14 protein-coding genes are annotated in these 15,546 nt (G+C 50.6%); 5 read left to right on the top strand and 9 right to left on the bottom strand.

The window, feature by feature from the left end:
• The first annotated feature begins 212 nt into the window (after positions 1 to 212).
• A complete protein-coding gene (locus FXO11_RS15905) occupies positions 213 to 1,793 on the top strand; it encodes an anti-phage dCTP deaminase (RefSeq protein WP_148863923.1) in 1,581 nt (526 codons plus the stop codon).
• 350 nt (positions 1,794 to 2,143) lie between these two features.
• Here FXO11_RS15905 and FXO11_RS15900 read toward each other — a convergent pair whose 3' ends face one another.
• The 4 genes from FXO11_RS15900 to FXO11_RS15885 all read right to left on the bottom strand — a co-directional run bounded on the left by FXO11_RS15900 (position 2,144) and on the right by FXO11_RS15885 (position 5,363).
• Entirely contained in the window at positions 2,144 to 2,821 is a 678-nt protein-coding gene (locus FXO11_RS15900; RefSeq protein WP_148863921.1) for a hypothetical protein, read from the bottom strand.
• A 54-nt stretch (positions 2,822 to 2,875) separates the two neighbouring features.
• Positions 2,876 to 3,949 (bottom strand): helix-turn-helix domain-containing protein, encoded by a 1,074-nt coding sequence (locus tag FXO11_RS15895; RefSeq protein ID WP_148863919.1) that lies wholly within the window; start codon positions 3,947 to 3,949, stop codon positions 2,876 to 2,878.
• 3 nt (positions 3,950 to 3,952) lie between these two features.
• Positions 3,953 to 4,594, bottom strand: coding sequence for a hypothetical protein (locus FXO11_RS20345; protein WP_202980239.1), 642 nt, complete (start codon positions 4,592 to 4,594; stop codon positions 3,953 to 3,955).
• Positions 4,595 to 4,700: 106 nt separating this feature from the next.
• Positions 4,701 to 5,363 (bottom strand): transposase, encoded by a 663-nt coding sequence (locus tag FXO11_RS15885; RefSeq protein ID WP_227545934.1) that lies wholly within the window; start codon positions 5,361 to 5,363, stop codon positions 4,701 to 4,703.
• Between the two features lie 442 nt (positions 5,364 to 5,805).
• Here FXO11_RS15885 and FXO11_RS15880 point away from each other — a divergent pair, with 442 nt between their 5' ends.
• Positions 5,806 to 7,104 carry an FRG domain-containing protein gene (locus FXO11_RS15880; RefSeq protein WP_148863916.1) on the top strand — a complete coding sequence of 433 codons (1,299 nt, stop codon included), beginning with the start codon at positions 5,806 to 5,808 and terminating at the stop codon, positions 7,102 to 7,104.
• Positions 7,105 to 7,212: 108 nt separating this feature from the next.
• Positions 7,213 to 8,058 carry a transposase gene (locus FXO11_RS15875; RefSeq protein ID WP_148863915.1) on the top strand — a complete coding sequence of 282 codons (846 nt, stop codon included), beginning with the start codon at positions 7,213 to 7,215 and terminating at the stop codon, positions 8,056 to 8,058.
• Between the two features lie 78 nt (positions 8,059 to 8,136).
• On the opposite strand, the gene FXO11_RS15870 is transcribed toward FXO11_RS15875, so the two are convergent.
• The 5 genes from FXO11_RS15870 to FXO11_RS15850 form a co-directional block, all read right to left on the bottom strand.
• Entirely contained in the window at positions 8,137 to 8,316 is a 180-nt protein-coding gene (locus FXO11_RS15870; protein WP_227545933.1) for a glycerate kinase, read from the bottom strand.
• A gap of 51 nt (positions 8,317 to 8,367) precedes the next feature.
• Positions 8,368 to 9,711, bottom strand: coding sequence for a GntP family permease (locus FXO11_RS15865; protein WP_148863913.1), 1,344 nt, complete (start codon positions 9,709 to 9,711; stop codon positions 8,368 to 8,370).
• 380 nt (positions 9,712 to 10,091) lie between these two features.
• Complete coding sequence (locus tag FXO11_RS15860; RefSeq protein ID WP_148863912.1) at positions 10,092 to 10,673, bottom strand: hypothetical protein; 582 nt, start codon at positions 10,671 to 10,673, stop codon at positions 10,092 to 10,094.
• Between the two features lie 416 nt (positions 10,674 to 11,089).
• Entirely contained in the window at positions 11,090 to 11,860 is a 771-nt protein-coding gene (locus tag FXO11_RS15855) for a glutathione S-transferase family protein (protein WP_148863910.1), read from the bottom strand.
• A gap of 191 nt (positions 11,861 to 12,051) precedes the next feature.
• On the bottom strand, positions 12,052 to 13,002 hold the full coding sequence (locus tag FXO11_RS15850) for a cyclase family protein (protein ID WP_148863908.1): 951 nt from the start codon (positions 13,000 to 13,002) through the stop codon (positions 12,052 to 12,054).
• A gap of 806 nt (positions 13,003 to 13,808) precedes the next feature.
• Between FXO11_RS15850 and FXO11_RS15840 the strand changes: the two genes are divergently transcribed.
• Positions 13,809 to 14,687, top strand: coding sequence for an FkbM family methyltransferase (locus FXO11_RS15840; protein ID WP_148863904.1), 879 nt, complete (start codon positions 13,809 to 13,811; stop codon positions 14,685 to 14,687).
• Between the two features lie 307 nt (positions 14,688 to 14,994).
• Entirely contained in the window at positions 14,995 to 15,387 is a 393-nt protein-coding gene (locus FXO11_RS15835) for a PIN domain-containing protein (protein WP_168203186.1), read from the top strand.
• The last annotated feature ends 159 nt before the right edge of the window (positions 15,388 to 15,546 follow it).

Below are 15,546 nucleotides of genomic sequence, written 5' to 3'. Positions count from 1 at the left end.
CAAGGGTCACAAAACGGTCACCGTTTGCGCGATTCAGTTAATCTTCCTTTAAAGGAAGCTGCTGACCTCGAAGCCGCGAGAAGAAAAAAACAGCGGGCGCTTGCTGTTAAATCCATAATTAACAAATCCTCGTTAATTTCATGGTGAAACTACTTTTTTAGAGAGTTAATTTTGTTTAACCTTGGTGTTTTGTTACTTACTGAGGTTGAGCAATGGCTGATCCCGCAAAAAAACAAGAATCTCCCAGAGTTGCTTCCAACGATAATTCTGAATCCTCCTCTGACCTAAACCAAGTTAACGCCAAAATCAAAGGTCGCCAGTCGCGAGAGTTAGTCATAGGCCTGTGCGGTCCTATTGGGTCTGGAATTCACAGCGTCGGCACACAGCTTCAACGTGTGCTGAAAGATGAAGGTTACGAAGTCTTTGAGATTCGTTTAAGTCGTCATATAGAAGAATTCTGTAACAAAGCAGCGACAAATATTGTCGTTGACTCTACTAATCGCGCTCATCGTTATCGAACTTTAATGGATGCTGGAGATAAGTTGCGTGAGAACTTCGGGGGACATATATGCGCAAATATAGCAATTGCAGAAATAGCTTTGCTTAGAGAAGAACTCGCAAAAGGAGAGTCTGGTAATAAAACCATAGGCGAAAGTAAAGAAGCTGGGCTGAATAAAAGAGCTTATATTATAGATCAGCTTAAGCATCCTGATGAAGTTCGTGCGCTGAAAGGCGTATATAAGAATATATTCTATTTGATTGGTGTGTTGTGTGATGAGCAACGTCGAGAAACTAGCTTAACGACAGAGGGTATTGATAGAGCGGAAGCTCATACGCTGATAATGCGAGATAAGAAGGATAATTTTGCACACGGCCAGCAATTAGAGAAAACGTTATATGATGCAGATTTTTTTATAAATAATACTGATCCGAATTCTTCTTCAGTCGCTGCATTGTTCGAACGCTTTTTGAAGTTGGTTCATGGTGGTAGAAGTGTTACACCCACCCAACAAGAAGTGGGGATGTATGCGGCCTACTCCGCCTCGATGCAATCCGCGTGCCTTTCGCGTCAAGTGGGTGCGGCAATTCTAGATGATAGGGGTGCCCTACTTGCAACCGGTCGGAACGATGTTCCTAAATTCGGTGGGGGCCTTTACTCTGAAGATGATCACGTATCTCCTTTATCAAAGGACTATAGGTGTATTCATCGTGATCAAAGATGTCATAACGACATGCACAAATTGTTGTTAAAAGATAAGATAAAGGAAGTTATTTCTGGATATATTAATGACTCGACTGTTGTCGATGCTATTGCAGACGATATCCACTCAAAAACACCTATAAAATCGCTTATCGAATATTCGAGAGCAATTCATGCGGAAATGGACGCTCTTATATCGGTTTCAAGAAGTGATCGAAGCGTTTCATCTGGTTCCACATTATATACCACTACTTATCCGTGTCATAACTGTGCGCGACATATTATTGCCGCTGGGATTGAAAAAATTGTATACATAGAGCCATACGAGAAGAGTTTAGCGTTAAAACTTCACGATGATGCTATGTGTCATTCTGACAACCCCCAAAAGGTGAGGGTCGTTCCTTTTCAAGGTATTGCTCCTCGTAGGTACCAGGTTTTCTTTAGCAACATAAAGCCAGAAAAGGATAGGGATGGACGTATTATCCTGACTGATAGAGATGATCAGTTGCAGGTCGATGAGGAGTCTTTAGATTCGTATATCGAAAGGGAATTAAAGGTTGCAGAGGCTGTGTTGAAAGAAACAGGTATTTAATAGCAGATACCGGAGCCAGGGAACGCTTTGGATGTTGGGGAGCTGCTTGAGTTATTCTGACTAAAGAGGTAGCGAAGCTACATTCGCCTCAATGCAGAAGCACAGATCGATTTCACTTCGACAAACTCTACGCGCCGCCTATTTCAGAGAACCGCGTCAAATCCGAGAAAGTTTTATTTCTCCGGCGCTGGGGGAGATTAGGGGAATTCCCATGGCGAGATAAAGGTTTATGAAGGGATATGGCTTGCCTGAGGACTCACTGGGTAAATTAGTTGACACTCCGTAATGGGAGAATTCGCTGGAAGTTTGGCGGAGAGGGTGCGTTGTTGTGACAAAAGGGTAGATAAAACCTAAATTAACTCAAGGGCTCTATAATATTCCACGCAACCTGCGTCTGTTTTGAGATTGATTTCTTTGAAAAGGCTTCGCAACTGGCTAATCCAGCTGTTGAAATGGTGCTTAGCCGTATCCCATTCTTTCTGTGCCCTTTTACGGTCCTGCTCGCTTATCTCGGTAGAGTCGACGATCCATTGAACATCCCGCTCTGCTCTTTCCGCAGCTTTGGTCAATTCGCTGATTGCTAGAGAAAGCAAATCTACAACTAAAATTGGTTTGACCTTCTTAGTCTCTATTTTGTCCTTAAGGCTGAATATCCAGGTTCGTATTGCTTGTGCGTGCGCAGGATCCAGTGCTGCCGATGGAATAGGTCGCCGGCTCGCACTCTGGGCTACGTAAAAGGGGCTGTAGATGCATGAGTCGCTCAATATATTTGACGCTTCATTTAACAAAGACTGAAGTTGCAAAACTTGGCTGTTCGTAAGGTTCGGTGCGGGCATTCGTGCCAGGAGCCAATTTTTTATGTGGGCGGCCTCGGTTAGCAGCAAAGATAATCCCGCAACTATCGTTATGGCCATCACAACGATAGGCGACCACTCCGGCATGCCAGGTGCGAAGCCTGAAATTGCAGCAAGGCCAAGGGCGCTTATCTGCGTAATATGGTTCTGGAATGATCTTTTTAACGCACTCACGATATCAATGACCAGTTGGTTAATAGGCGTTGTAAACGGCGTTAGAGCGCCGAGTTAGACAGCTTTCAGCGGCGATCTAGATATAATCGCCTTGGCTTTCTCCTGATCTCCACCAAGAATGCCATCGATTAATGCTGATATTTCGTCGACTGGAATGCCTAATTCTGCAGCAATATGATCTTTTGTGAGACGTTCCTTCCACAGCTGTCCGAAAACCTTTTTCCATAGTACCGACTCTTCACGTTTCATCGGCTCCGGCTCGTTCTTACGAAATCCGCGATAGCTAATTTGCTTGCAGAGTTCTCGATAATGCCACTCCGATAAGCTCCCGACATCGTATGCGGTTCGAGTGATGGCTGCTAAAGACACTCCCCAGCGGTGTTTGGAGGCCATTAGATGTTGCAATGAGTGAACCATTGGAACATTCGCAATAAAATCGTCTCTAGGAATCAGAAATGCTGAAGCGAACTTATCCGCATCGCGCTCTACCTCACGACCACTCGTTCCTCCATGGAGGTGTAGAACTAAATGACCAAGCTCGTGAGCGGCATCAAACCGGCTTCGCTCGGCTGACTTGAAAGTATTCAGGAAGACGTAAGGAACGCCATTTCTCCAGCAAGAAAATGCATCTACGTTCTTATTGCTTTCTGCCAAAGAAAAGACTCGTATGCCTTTGGCTTCTAAAAGCTTGAGCAGGTGAGATATGGGTTTGGACCCAATCCCCCAATGCCTTCTCAATGCTATCGCAGCAGTTTCAGGATCTTCATCCCTGAGGTCCAACAGGTCGGGCTCCGGAAGGTTAAATCGTTCAGTAATCCAGTCGTCAAGTAGGTGCGCGATAGCACCGGCGGATAACGCTGCGTCTCGCTGCCTAGCTGTTAGCGACGATAGGCTACGGAAACTGACTGCTTCCACGGGCAGCTCCTCGCAGTCTTCACGGTAAAAAAAACTGACTGGGTAGGAGAGAGCCTTTGCCAAGGCGCTAACGGTGTCTTCGCCGGGGTCAGTTGTTTGCCCTGACTCAATTCGAGTCAGGGTTAGCTGTGATATTCCCGCGCTTTCCGCTAGGTGTTTTTTGGTCAACTGCCGACGTTTTCTGGCTGTTGATAAGCGCGTTGGATTGAACATTATTTAAAGCTTTCTCGAAATATTAACGTCAAAGTCATCGAAGGTATCTGAGTCATCATTTGGGTTGAAGCCAGGTTCGAAGTTTTCGTCTACAACAAATATACGACGATGAAAATCTCCAAACTGTGGACCTTCAAAACGCTTAGGGTGAGAGACTTCCGCCTTTACTGACCTGCCATCCGATGAAACGCAGACGATCCATACTGCGGGAACTGTTCCGTGAACGGTTTTTTTCACCTCACCGGATAGCTCTGAAAACATATCAGTTTGTCCGGCGGCTACGAGATCACGTGACGCCCTGCCTTTCTTGGAAATCGCCTGGGGATTTCGGTTGCTGCAAGCGATATCAACATTTTGAAAGAAAAGTTGGATACCGAGGTCATGATTGACTGTCGCCTCAACATTTCCTTCTCGGCTTATCCTCCAACCCTCACGTTCCAGCCCCAGTCGAATTTCTCGTACTCCATTGATGTACGCCAGCTGCCCAGGAGCACTTACAGGATCCACTCTCAAGCTTTCGGCTCGACCTGCGGCTGCTGCGAAAGCCACTTTCCTAATCAGCTCTGTTGATAGACCAATCGCTGCAAGTTGCTGATTAACGCCGATTTCATCATCAACGATAATTGATTGTTGCTGGTTCTCCATGGGGCGCCTCGCAATGTTTACTTTTTCGACCTCCATTGTAGGCTGAAAAAATAAACATGGCAATTCAGTAATTACCATTAAAAGGTGTCAAACGGAAACGCCGGGGTCAGATACCGTCTTGAAGTGCAAGCTGTTGCATCGGTATCCGTGCATCGAAAGGCTTGTTTGAACAGACTACTCCGTAGATGAGATGAACGAGCTTTCTCATGCTTGCCCCAACGATGGCTTTGGGCGCCAGGCCTCTCTCCCGCAAGCGAGCAGCCATAACGCGCACGACAGGGTTGTGCCGAACGGCAACCAGGCCAGACATATAGAGTGACCGCCTAGCGCCTCCGTGGCCTGTCCGTGACATCATCGTGCGTCCTTTGAGCGAGCTGCCAGATAACCGTTGTCGCGGGGTGACTCCGATGAAGGCGGCTAAGGACTTTGCGCTGTTAAACCGCCTGATATCGCCTAGATACGCCAGTATCCGAGCCACCGTCTTAGGCCCGATTCCCGGGATGCTACTGATCAGCTCAGCATCCTGTTTGAGTTCCGGGTGGCCATCGATGTGATCATTGATGTCTGATTCGATTCGGGCAATCTGCTTATCCAGCCACCTCAGATGGTCTTTAACCATATCGGTGACGGAAGATTGGGGTGAATGTGCCATAGCCTCCAAGCGGTTCAGCTCTTGTTGCCGCATCTCTTGGAGGGCCTGTAGACGTTCCACGAGTGCGCGCAGCTCTCGCAATGCCGGACTCGGCGGTTGCCAGGGATCGAGGTCCACGCGTGAAGCGAAGAGAGCGAGAAGTTGAGCATCGGCCTGATCGGTTTTATTGCGGCTCTAGGTATGATAGGGGTCAGATCGATTTAATTTTGATCAGCTCTGCATGTCCCTAAGGACCGCTGGCCCGAGCGAATAGAGCGAATAGTTTCAGAGCGGATATTTCGTGATCGATTCTCCTGCCGTTGCGCGCCAGCAAATATGAATGATAGCAAATGATAGGGTCCAATGATAGGGGTCAGATCGATTTTATTTTGATCAGGTCGGCGTAACCCCTAGTTTCAGCAGGAAATTAAATCGATCTGACATTGGTCGCGCAATAGTCGCGTTTCTTGCAATATTTAAGTATTCGGACTACATCCTTCTATGAGGTCCTATTGAACGGCTCGATGAAATCAGATATTTCAGCCTTCATTTAGAGTTTGGATACCTAAAGGAGGCGCCCATGGAAAATGGCTATTCTTCAAAATGGAAGGGTCTGTGGAATCGTTGGTCGCACTTTGAGCAACGCTATAAAGGAGACTACAGACATTCACTTATCGAGCCTGCAGTCACAGCATCAGTTTCGGCACGCAATGAAGCTTTTCGGAAGTATAGAAATAATCCGAATTTAGTTAACGCTCAGCCTTCAAGCGAAGAAGTGGAAAGTCTGTTCGAGTTGGGGGAAATTTTCCGGGAACTAGAACCTGGCGGGATTTATCCTGATGTGTACGCGGCTGCGTGCGCAACTAAGGCGCGTTGGTTTGTTTATCCTGAAGACCCCCACAAACCTCAAAACCCACTGCGCAAAGGTTTCCGCGGGACGCGAAACGAATATTGGCTTCTGGAGCCGTCTATTATGCGCAACCTTCCGGGCGACCCCGATAAAGAAGTTGCCGAATGCGAGCGCCGGTACAAGGAACTCGCGGTGTTTTGTGAGGCAATGCGGCAACTTCGAAATAAAGAGGGTAAAGATTCATCCGAAAGTGTCTGCATGGCCATAGCGCAGCATTATGGCATTAGATCGCCGCTTATAGACCTCACGCAAAATGCATGGGTGGCCTTATTTTTTGCGAGCCATGGTGCGGAGCAAGGCGACGTCGGATTGGTTCAGTGCTTTTTCTTGGAAGAGCTTGAGGAGCTATTCGAGGCAAACGCCAACTTCGGATCTCTTCAAGTTATCCGAGCCGATTCGGTTCCAAGAATACATAATCAACAAGGATTCTTTATCGCACTGCCAGCACCCTATCTCGATAAACAACATGTACCTGCCAGTATTCGTTTTAGACAACACGAAGGCGTCTTATTTGAGGATGACAGCCTTGGAGTTACTGAATCGCGAATCTATCCTTGCGTCGAGGAAGATCCACTCGCGGTTTTTGCTAACCCTAAACTTAAGACTTATCCGAGTTTTCCTCGTCCGCGCCCCGTCAATCCAGAGGCATATTTCGACCTAGCTATGAGGATATTCACCGAGCGGGATGTCGCGCTTGGCGACCCGTATAAAAGGTATGTGGAATTGACTTGTGAGTTCCACTACCGTCTTCAGTTTGTCGATGGAATGCGCGATGTGGAACGCTCTATCAACAGGTTCAAAAGCGCTATTGAAGCCATCCGGAATGCGCAATGTCGAAAGGACACGTTGAGCTTCGACGAGGTTGTGAGGGCTTATGGAACCCACGCGGCCCATGAAACCTGGCCATTAATTCAGAACATTGCCGATGAAGTGGTGTCGAGTAATGAGCAGAATGATGAGGAGCAATGATGGGAGAAATGCCGGGGTCAAGTCTTGCGTTTTGCCCCACCTTGCCATTTCGTTCTGATGACCGCAGTCTATTCGCCCCCAAAGTAAAACCACGGAAGGAGCCAAGGAATGGCCAGACCGTTGCGACTGGAGTTCGCCGGTGCGTTGTACCATGTAACGTCTCGCGGAAATCGACGAGAGATGATCTACGAATCAGATGGTGATCGCCGCGCATGGTTGTCGATCCTTGATGAGGTCTGTGAGACCTTCAACTGGGTATGCCACGCCTACTGTTTGATGGGCAATCACTACCACCTGCTGATCGAAACGCCGGAAGGCAATCTATCGAAAGGTATGCGCCAACTGAACGGTGTCTATACGCAAGTTTTCAACCGACACCACGGCCGGGTAGGGCATGTTTTCCAGGGGCGTTATAAGGCTATCCTGGTCGAAAAGGACAGCTATCTGCTGGAGTTGTGTCGCTACATCGTACTAAACCCGGTTCGCGCAGCGATGGTTCGATCGGCTATGGAATGGCCGTGGAGCAGTTACCGCGCAACGGCGGGCTATGATCGTGATATAAAGGCGCTCGATATTGATTGGATTCTGTCTGCCTTCGATGAACGACGTGATAGGGCTATTGAAAGCTACGAGAGCTTCGTTGCTGAAGGCAAGAACCAGCCTTCTCCATGGGAGAAGCTAAAGAATCAGGTCTATCTCGGGAGTGATCAATTCGTTGACGAAATGCATAGACGAATTGACGGAGCAGAGCGGCTCAGTGAAATACCAAGCAGTCAGCGCCGTCCTATGGCCAAATCTTTGCAATTTTACGTCGATAGAGCCTCGTCGCGTAACGAAGCCATCCATTTAGCCTATGCGAGTGGCGGATATAGCCTGAAAGAGATCGGTGATTTCTTTGGGCTCCACTATTCTCGCGTCAGCAGGATTACTCGGGCGGCAAAAGGCAAGACCTGACCCGGGGGTGTGCGCGGGGGTGTGCCCAAGATCAATAGGGTCAGAACGATTTAATTTTGATTAACTCGGCATAAAAAATTAAATCGATGTCCTAGGGCTGAACCTCATCCAACTTTCTGGACGATTTTCAGGAGGGTTACCCTGGGACCCGACGAGGGCCGCCGTACTGCCCTCGCCACCTTCCGCCAGTGGCACCTGCATAATATCGTCATCGGGCGCCCCCTGCTGCCAGCCTCGCGCGATGAATGTCGCAACCACTTGGCAGAAAGACACTCCTTAAATGAATCAGGTACGATGACGACGCGCATATCAGAGCGCCACCAACGAGACCAGCCAGACGCACACGATGGTCACCAGCCCCATGATAAGTGTTGCCGTCGTGTGCGACTTATAGGCCGTGGCAACCCCCATCTTGCTGAACTGCGACACCACCCAGAAGTAGCTATCGTTCGCGTGGGATACGGTCATCGCACCAGCCCCAATGGCCATGACGGTCAGCACGCGCCCCAAGTCGGAATCCAGTCCAAGCTGTGTCATTAGCGGAGCCACCAGGGCCGACGTGGTCACCAGGGCAACCGTCGACGACCCCTGTGCCGATTTAAGGGCGGCTGCCACGAGGAACGGCATGATGACACCCAGCCCCAGCGTCGAGAGCGTATCGCCGAGGTAATCGCCCAATGGCGTCTGCGACAGCACGCTTCCGAAAGCACCGCCGGCACCGGTGATCAGGATGATGGGAGCTGACACCTCCAGGCCTTTTTGCGTGTGACGGGCAAACTCTTCCAGCTTGTTGTCGCCCTTTAGCAACATGACCGCAAAACCGAGACCGATCATTAGCGCATTCAGGGGTTTGCCGAGGAAGTTCAACGTTTCATAGAGGCCACCTTGCCCGAGCGGCGCAGTGGGATAGCTCGCCACGGAGCCAAGACAGATCAGCACGATGGGTACGAAAATCGGTGCAAAGGCCGCCCACGCGGAAGGCAGTTCACCGTAGTGCTCACGGGCTTCCTGGAAGGCTTCTTCCGCCTGTTCCAGCTCCTTACTTTCAAGGTTTCTGCACCTGGCGGCCCAGAACAGGCCGGCTGCGGCCGCAATGATAGCGAACACGAAGCCGACGGCGATGACCAGTCCAAGGTTGTTCTCAAGCCCCAGGTTGCCGGCAGCCGCGATTGGCCCCGGCGTCGGCGGTACCAGCGTATGGGTCGCAAACAGCCCGGTAGACAGCGCTACCGTCATGGCCACCGGAGACACGGACAGGGTTCGGGCCATGGAACGCTTGAGACTGTTCAGGATAACGAAGCCGGAATCACAGAAGACCGGGATGGACACGATGAACCCGACCATGGACATGGTCAGCGTGGGGAAGCGCTGCCCCAGCATCTTGATAATGCTCTCAGCCATGACGATAGCTGCTCCGGTGCGCTCGAGAATAACACCGATAATCGTCCCCAGGACGATTACCAGACCGATATAGCCGAGGATGTTGCCGAACCCCGTGCGTATGGTTTTTTCGATCGAGTCGATCGGCAGGCCAAAGGCAAACGCGGCCAGGAAGGAGGCCAAGAGAAGGGTGATAAACGGATTCAGCTTGAGCTTGCTGGTCGCGAAAACAATGAACACGATCAGCGCCACTAGGATCAGGACCAGGTGCATGAATTATCTCCTTTGACTGCGTTGTTGTTGGAATGGAGCGAAACTCTCCCGATTACCAAGTGACGAGGGTCAGATCGATTTAATTTAGACCAACTCGGCGTAGCCCCGCGTTTTAGCTAGAATCCCACACTCACGAGCCAACGGACTGGCTTAAGTACACAAATGGAATGGCCATGCAACGCCAGGGTCCGGTCTTGCGTTTTGCTCCCGCCCGAAGCCCAAACATTAGCCTCACCTACGAGCCATCAAATGATAGGCCAGATCGATTTAACTTTATTTCATTCAGCTAGGCTATCCGCGTTGCTTACAGTTTCGCGCAAAGTTTATCGGTATAAGCGCGCTCCTTCCAAGTTTATAGCTTCTCCGCTTTATATTATTAACTATACCTTTTTAATTATCGCGTGATAGTTATTAATTGTTTTCTCTACTTTTTTAACGACATCACGGCTGTCGTTGGGGCAGTAATCGAACTTAAGCATCTTGTATTTTTTGGTATTGGGATGCCACATAGCAATTCCTTCTTTATTTAGTGGGTCAGGGCATAGTTTAATATATTGCGATTCATATTTTAATATAGTCTCAATTTTTTGCGTTGCCTCTTTGTATCTAGCATCAACATCCTCTATATTTGCTGCATTACCCATCAGCAACAAAAGTGTACCCGCAGCTAAAGTATTTCCTGAAAATTTTGCCGCAACTTTTAGCACGCCTTTTATTGATAGAGAACCCTGATCAATGCTGACTATAGTAAACTCGAACCTATCACCAAACTGCTTATACAGCTTTTCAGAAACCCTTGTAAAATGTGGTTTTATATAGAGATTGTGTAATTCGTTTAGGCTATCATTTGAATAATCGAACTCCCCACGTATTTGATACAAAAAGCTGAACTCTCCAATTTCGATGAACTCGGTTTTTTCCTTGGGTTCTGGCATAGGGGCTTTTGCTGCTGCGCCGCTCATAACTTCGTTCCCTCTTTGTTAAGATGACTGGCCAAAAAAACAAACGACGACGGCCAGATCGCAATAATCTTCTTGAGCATAGCAGCCCAATTATGAGAATGATGAGGGGTAGATTGATTTAATTTTGACCAACTCGGCGTAGCCCCTCTGTTCAGCTAGAATCCCACGGAGGGAGGCCGGGGGATCAATAGGGTCTACCTTTGAATCAGACCTATTGGACCCAAAGCCGATGAACCAAGGACTCTGACCCTATTGGTTCCTGGTTCCGATACTGGGCAGCGATCGATTTAAAGAACAAGTTGAAGCGGCTCTCGGGCCTAAGGCGGGTCAGATTCGTCGGGGGGCGGCCTGCCAATGGTGGTTGATCAAAATTAAATCGATCTGACCCTAGTCGGGGCCCCCGGTCGGGATCGCGATTAGGCAAATGCGTCGAAATCAAGATAGTCCCCACTGGACTCGCGAATCGTGCGGCCCTGCTCGTCGACCTCGGTCGAGACTTGCCGGAAATGTGGCCGCGCGGCCATGGTGTCCAGCCAGTGGGCCACGCGCGGATAACGGTCGAAGCGATAGCCCACGGCCACAGCCTGATAGAGTTCGCAGGCGATGGTGAGATCGGCGAGCGTCGGCTGCGCGCCGCCACAGAGCGTGGGCGTGTTCGCATCGCTGTCGTTCTGCGTGGTCAACTGCGACTCGAGCGTTGCCAGACTCAAGTGCAGAGCGTTCTGCAGCGGCACGAGCGCGTCGCTTTGCAGCTCGTATTTCAGCATTGGCAGGGTTAGGTGCAGGTTCATTATGGCGTGAAACATGTCGTAACGCCGCACGTGATTGTGATGCCAGGCCATCCAGAGATCGATCACCGCTGCGCGCTCGGCGTCGACTGCGCCCGGATACCAGACTGTAGCTTCGCTCTCGCTCTCGCTCTGCGCATGCCGGCATAGGTAGCGCAGAATCGCATGGCTTTCGCAGAGCGTGAAATCCGTTTTCCCGCTGTCGCGTTCTGCCGCCGGAACGACGATCGCCGGGATGGTTTGCAAGGCATTGATGCGTTGTGTGAACCAGGATGCGCGGGTCTCCCCGTTTGCAAAATCTACTTCATGCCATTCATAGGGCAGGTCAAGCTCGCGTAGCAGGATCTCCACGGCGCGGCTGGGCTGGGACAAACGATGGGCGTACAGGGCGACAGGCATGAATAATCTCCAATCGATTGAAAGGCGGGTGGTCAATGATGGGGGTCCAATGATGGGGGTCAGATCGATTTAATTTTGATCAACTTGGCGTAATCCCTCGTTTCAGCAGAAAATTAAATGATCTGACCCCGCGGGAGGTTCGACTGCGCAGGCCCTATTAGAACTGCGCAGGTGGCTGCGGGAAGCAAGCGTTAACGAATGGCGATGGGGTTAATGATCATTTGTACAGCACCTTTCACTTTGGGCTGGCCCAGTACAAACATGAACTCGTGCACGCGATCTTCCGCAAGCTCTGCTGTGTTCATGTTCTCAAGTATGTAGACACCATTTTTTGCAAGCAGCGTTTGATGCACCTCGAAAACGCCGCTTCCCTCCTCGAAAGGAATGACTTCCAGCCCCCAGGTGTCAGCGCCTACGGCGACGACGCCTTGATCAGCAAGATACCTCGCCCCATCGACGCCCAGTCCGGGCTGGGCCTTGCCAAACCGCTCGTTGTCTTCACCTACTAGGCTGAGCCAACCAGTGTGGAAAAGCACCACATCGCCTTCGGTGATTGAAATTCCCTGCGCCTTGGCCGCCGCCTTGATCTCTTTACTGTTGAAAGCCTGACCTTCCTCTAGCATTTCTTGTTCGAAGTAAGCGGTCATGTCCAGAAGGATGCCCCGTGTGACGATGGGGGGAATGCCTTCGACCCCGAGTTTCTTGAGTCCATCGACAGCGATGATGTCCTGCGCCTTATGTCCATTGTAATGGGTGTGGTCGACGCCAATATGGCCGAAGCCATCAATCTGGCTGCCGATCCCCAACCACGTATGCAATACATCGTCGGTGCTGGTGAGCTTTGTGGGGCCGACAGCCTGACCGCCGGCACGGGGCTCCATAACGGTAATATCGAAGAAGCGGCTACCGTAAGCCGGGAAATCACGGTTCAGCTCTACCCCCAGTGAATAAGTCTTGCCCTCCTTGATGAGCTTTGAGGCCTTTAACACCTTGTCGGGGGAAAGGTAATTGGCAGCACCGATGGTGTCTTCTTCACCCCATTTGGACGTCCGCCAATCCTCTTCGGCCAGCGCGCCGGAAGTGTTGATGACCAGGGACGAGACGACGAGCAGCGTTGCTAGGGACTTGCATACAGTTTTCATGAATGACTCTCCTTGCCATTGTTTCTTATTGAACGGACGCGTCGCCCAGCCCTGCGCTCTGACGAGGTATGGGGATTGTTTCCGTTCGATAAGCGTAGCAGGCTAAGCAACGATGAGAGGAATGATAGAGGACAGATCGATTTAATTTGAACGATTTAATTTTGACCAACTCGAAATCAATTTTGGCTCTGCGTCTAGCAGTTGGGCGTTGACGGAGTTGCTTGAAAATGGTGAGGGTCAGATTGATTTAATGTTGATCAACTCAGCGTAGGTACCCGTGATCAGCTAGAACCCAAACCACCCAACGGCCTGCCTCCGCCATACAAATGGAATTGCTCCATGCCACGCAAGACACCGTGTATCTGCCGGGCATTCCCGTTCACGTGGTCCAGCGCGGCCATCAGAACTAAATCGATCTGACCGCGTCCAGTGATCTGTTTGTCATCACTCCTTCTCTCAAGATATGGAGCCTCCGGAAAAGTCGAGGGTGGTTCAACCCGATAAAGTGATTCGGAGCTGCATATGTTCATTTAATGAACTATGCTTCAGAGCAACTTACGGGGGAATGCAGGGAAACGGATGCGGTCAATTTGACGGGGTCAGGTTGCCTTAACTTCCCAAAAAACTAACAAAAACAGTGAGAAACTTTGTTTTTCCCGCCGTCTAGTCCGGGGCTGCAACTGGATCAGGTCCGCTTTATCATCTGAGAGCCTGGTGAAGCATCTGGCTGGATTGCAGATCCAGGCTGTCTGTGTGATCGTTGCGCAGCACAATATTTCCCACCGGAGAACACGGAGTGTCTTCCCATGTCCGCGCTCAGAACCCTTCTGAAAAAGATGTATTACCGGTACTACCGACCATTCAAATCGTCCCGGGAAAAGAAACATCTTCGTAAACAGATAACTGACACGACGCTTTCCGCAAACTGCCCCTTTGAGATTGAGGCAAAACTTCTTCGCGCTCTCGATTTTAGAAACTCATCCATGTTGGACGTCGGCGCAAACGTGGGCTTTTACAGTGCTGCCCTTGAGGATGTTTTCGGTGCGGAACACGTCTATCTGTTTGAGCCCCTCCCGAGCCTCAATAAAGCCTTGAGGGATCGCTTCCCGAAAAGCCGGGTTTTCGACTTGGCGCTTTCCAATATGACTGGGCGGCAAAAAATACGGGTGCCCATCATCAAAGGCACTCTTTACGACACGCGGGCGACCCTGAACGACCATCAGGAGACGGGCCAGACGGGAGCCAAGGAGGTTGAAATCAGCCTCAAGCCGTTGGATGAGGTTGTTGACAGAGAGCTGGACGGGCCTGTGGGGCTGATCAAGATTGACGTTGAGGGACACGAACTTCAGGTGATCGAGGGCGCAATCAGGACCATCACAGAATATCACCCATTATTGTTGGTCGAGATAGAGGCCCGGCATCATAAATACCCTATCGAGGACATCTTCAGGAAAATAGAGTCACTTGGTTACGCCGGCTATTTTGTGAGTATCGGTGAGTATGGGCTGAAGCGGGTCGCACTTTTCCACAACCGCGACCAGAACCCAGAAGCCTTTGAAGCGAGAGAGTTCAGCAAATACCTGAACAACTTTTTTTTCGTTGCACACGAAAAAGAAGCCGAATTTGTCCGCTCCGTTAGGTCGACACTGGCGACGGAAAAAGCGCGGTTTCTGGAGGCTGCCTGAGCTCTCAGGTAGATCGCGAATGCCGGGGCGAACGGTGAGGACCAGAACGATTTCATTTGGGCGAAGCCGGTACCACTCACGGTGCTATGCGATCTGCTCGGTCATACCGATATCAAGACCACTGAAATTTACCTGCAGGCTGTTGGCCGAGAGAGGCGGGATATGGTGATGCAAGCATGGGAGTGGTCTTACCTGCGGTAAGATGCATTGGCTTACTTTTAGGTAAGGCGGCACATTTTACGCATAGCTATGTCTGACACCTGGTCGAAGAAATGGATGAAGGCCGCCAAGGTTGGGGCGGCTGGGAGTGAAGGGACTCGATACAAACGTTCTGGTGCGGTTTCTGGTCGACGCCGAGGGCGATCCGGAACAGCACGAAATCGCGGCTGACTTCATACAGACACACTGCACCGTTGATGACCCGTGTTACGTGTCCAGTGTTGTGCTTTGCGAGTTGTCCTGGGCGCTGCAGCGGGCTTATAAGGTGCCGAGGGTAGGGATTGCCGAGCAGATCGCCGACCTGCTGGACGCACAGCAATGGGTGGTGGCTGACCGTGAGCTGGCCCGGCGTGCCGTGGCCGACTTCCGAGAAAGTAACGCGGATTTCCCGGATTGCCTGATCGCGTGGCTGGGTAAAGCGGCGGGTGCGGAAGAGACGGCAACGTTCGACAAGAAGGCCGGAAAACAGCCCTTTTTTTGATATATCGGGTGACCCCAGGCCGGACCCCGTTTCGGTAATTGCCCACGGCTCAGTCCGCTTTTGCGGGTGCAATTGTCCGCTGCCTGCTGTACGGTGCGCCGCCTTTCTTTAAGGCTGGAGCACCATGACTGTTAAAACCGATTTCGCGAGCGAGCATGA

It is taken from the genome of Marinobacter fonticola (assembly GCF_008122265.1).
Lineage (GTDB): Bacteria > Pseudomonadota > Gammaproteobacteria > Pseudomonadales > Oleiphilaceae > Marinobacter_A > Marinobacter_A fonticola.
This window is presented reverse-complemented; position numbering and strand designations above follow the sequence as displayed.

Bases quoted from the DNA above. Each gene is read 5' to 3' on its own strand.
- FXO11_RS15860 (WP_148863912.1), bottom strand. From the start codon at position 10,673: ATGAGCGGCGCAGCAGCAAAAGCCCCTATGCCAGAACCCAAGGAAAAA.
- FXO11_RS15855 (WP_148863910.1), bottom strand. From the start codon at position 11,860: ATGCCTGTCGCCCTGTACGCCCATCGTTTGTCCCAGCCCAGCCGCGCC.
- FXO11_RS15850 (WP_148863908.1), bottom strand. From the start codon at position 13,002: ATGAAAACTGTATGCAAGTCCCTAGCAACGCTGCTCGTCGTCTCGTCC.
- FXO11_RS15905 (WP_148863923.1), top strand. From the start codon at position 213: ATGGCTGATCCCGCAAAAAAACAAGAATCTCCCAGAGTTGCTTCCAAC.
- FXO11_RS15880 (WP_148863916.1), top strand. From the start codon at position 5,806: ATGGAAAATGGCTATTCTTCAAAATGGAAGGGTCTGTGGAATCGTTGG.
- FXO11_RS15875 (WP_148863915.1), top strand. From the start codon at position 7,213: ATGGCCAGACCGTTGCGACTGGAGTTCGCCGGTGCGTTGTACCATGTA.
- FXO11_RS15865 (WP_148863913.1), bottom strand. From the start codon at position 9,711: ATGCACCTGGTCCTGATCCTAGTGGCGCTGATCGTGTTCATTGTTTTC.
- FXO11_RS15840 (WP_148863904.1), top strand. From the start codon at position 13,809: ATGTCCGCGCTCAGAACCCTTCTGAAAAAGATGTATTACCGGTACTAC.
- FXO11_RS15895 (WP_148863919.1), bottom strand. From the start codon at position 3,949: ATGTTCAATCCAACGCGCTTATCAACAGCCAGAAAACGTCGGCAGTTG.
- FXO11_RS20345 (WP_202980239.1), bottom strand. From the start codon at position 4,594: ATGGAGAACCAGCAACAATCAATTATCGTTGATGATGAAATCGGCGTT.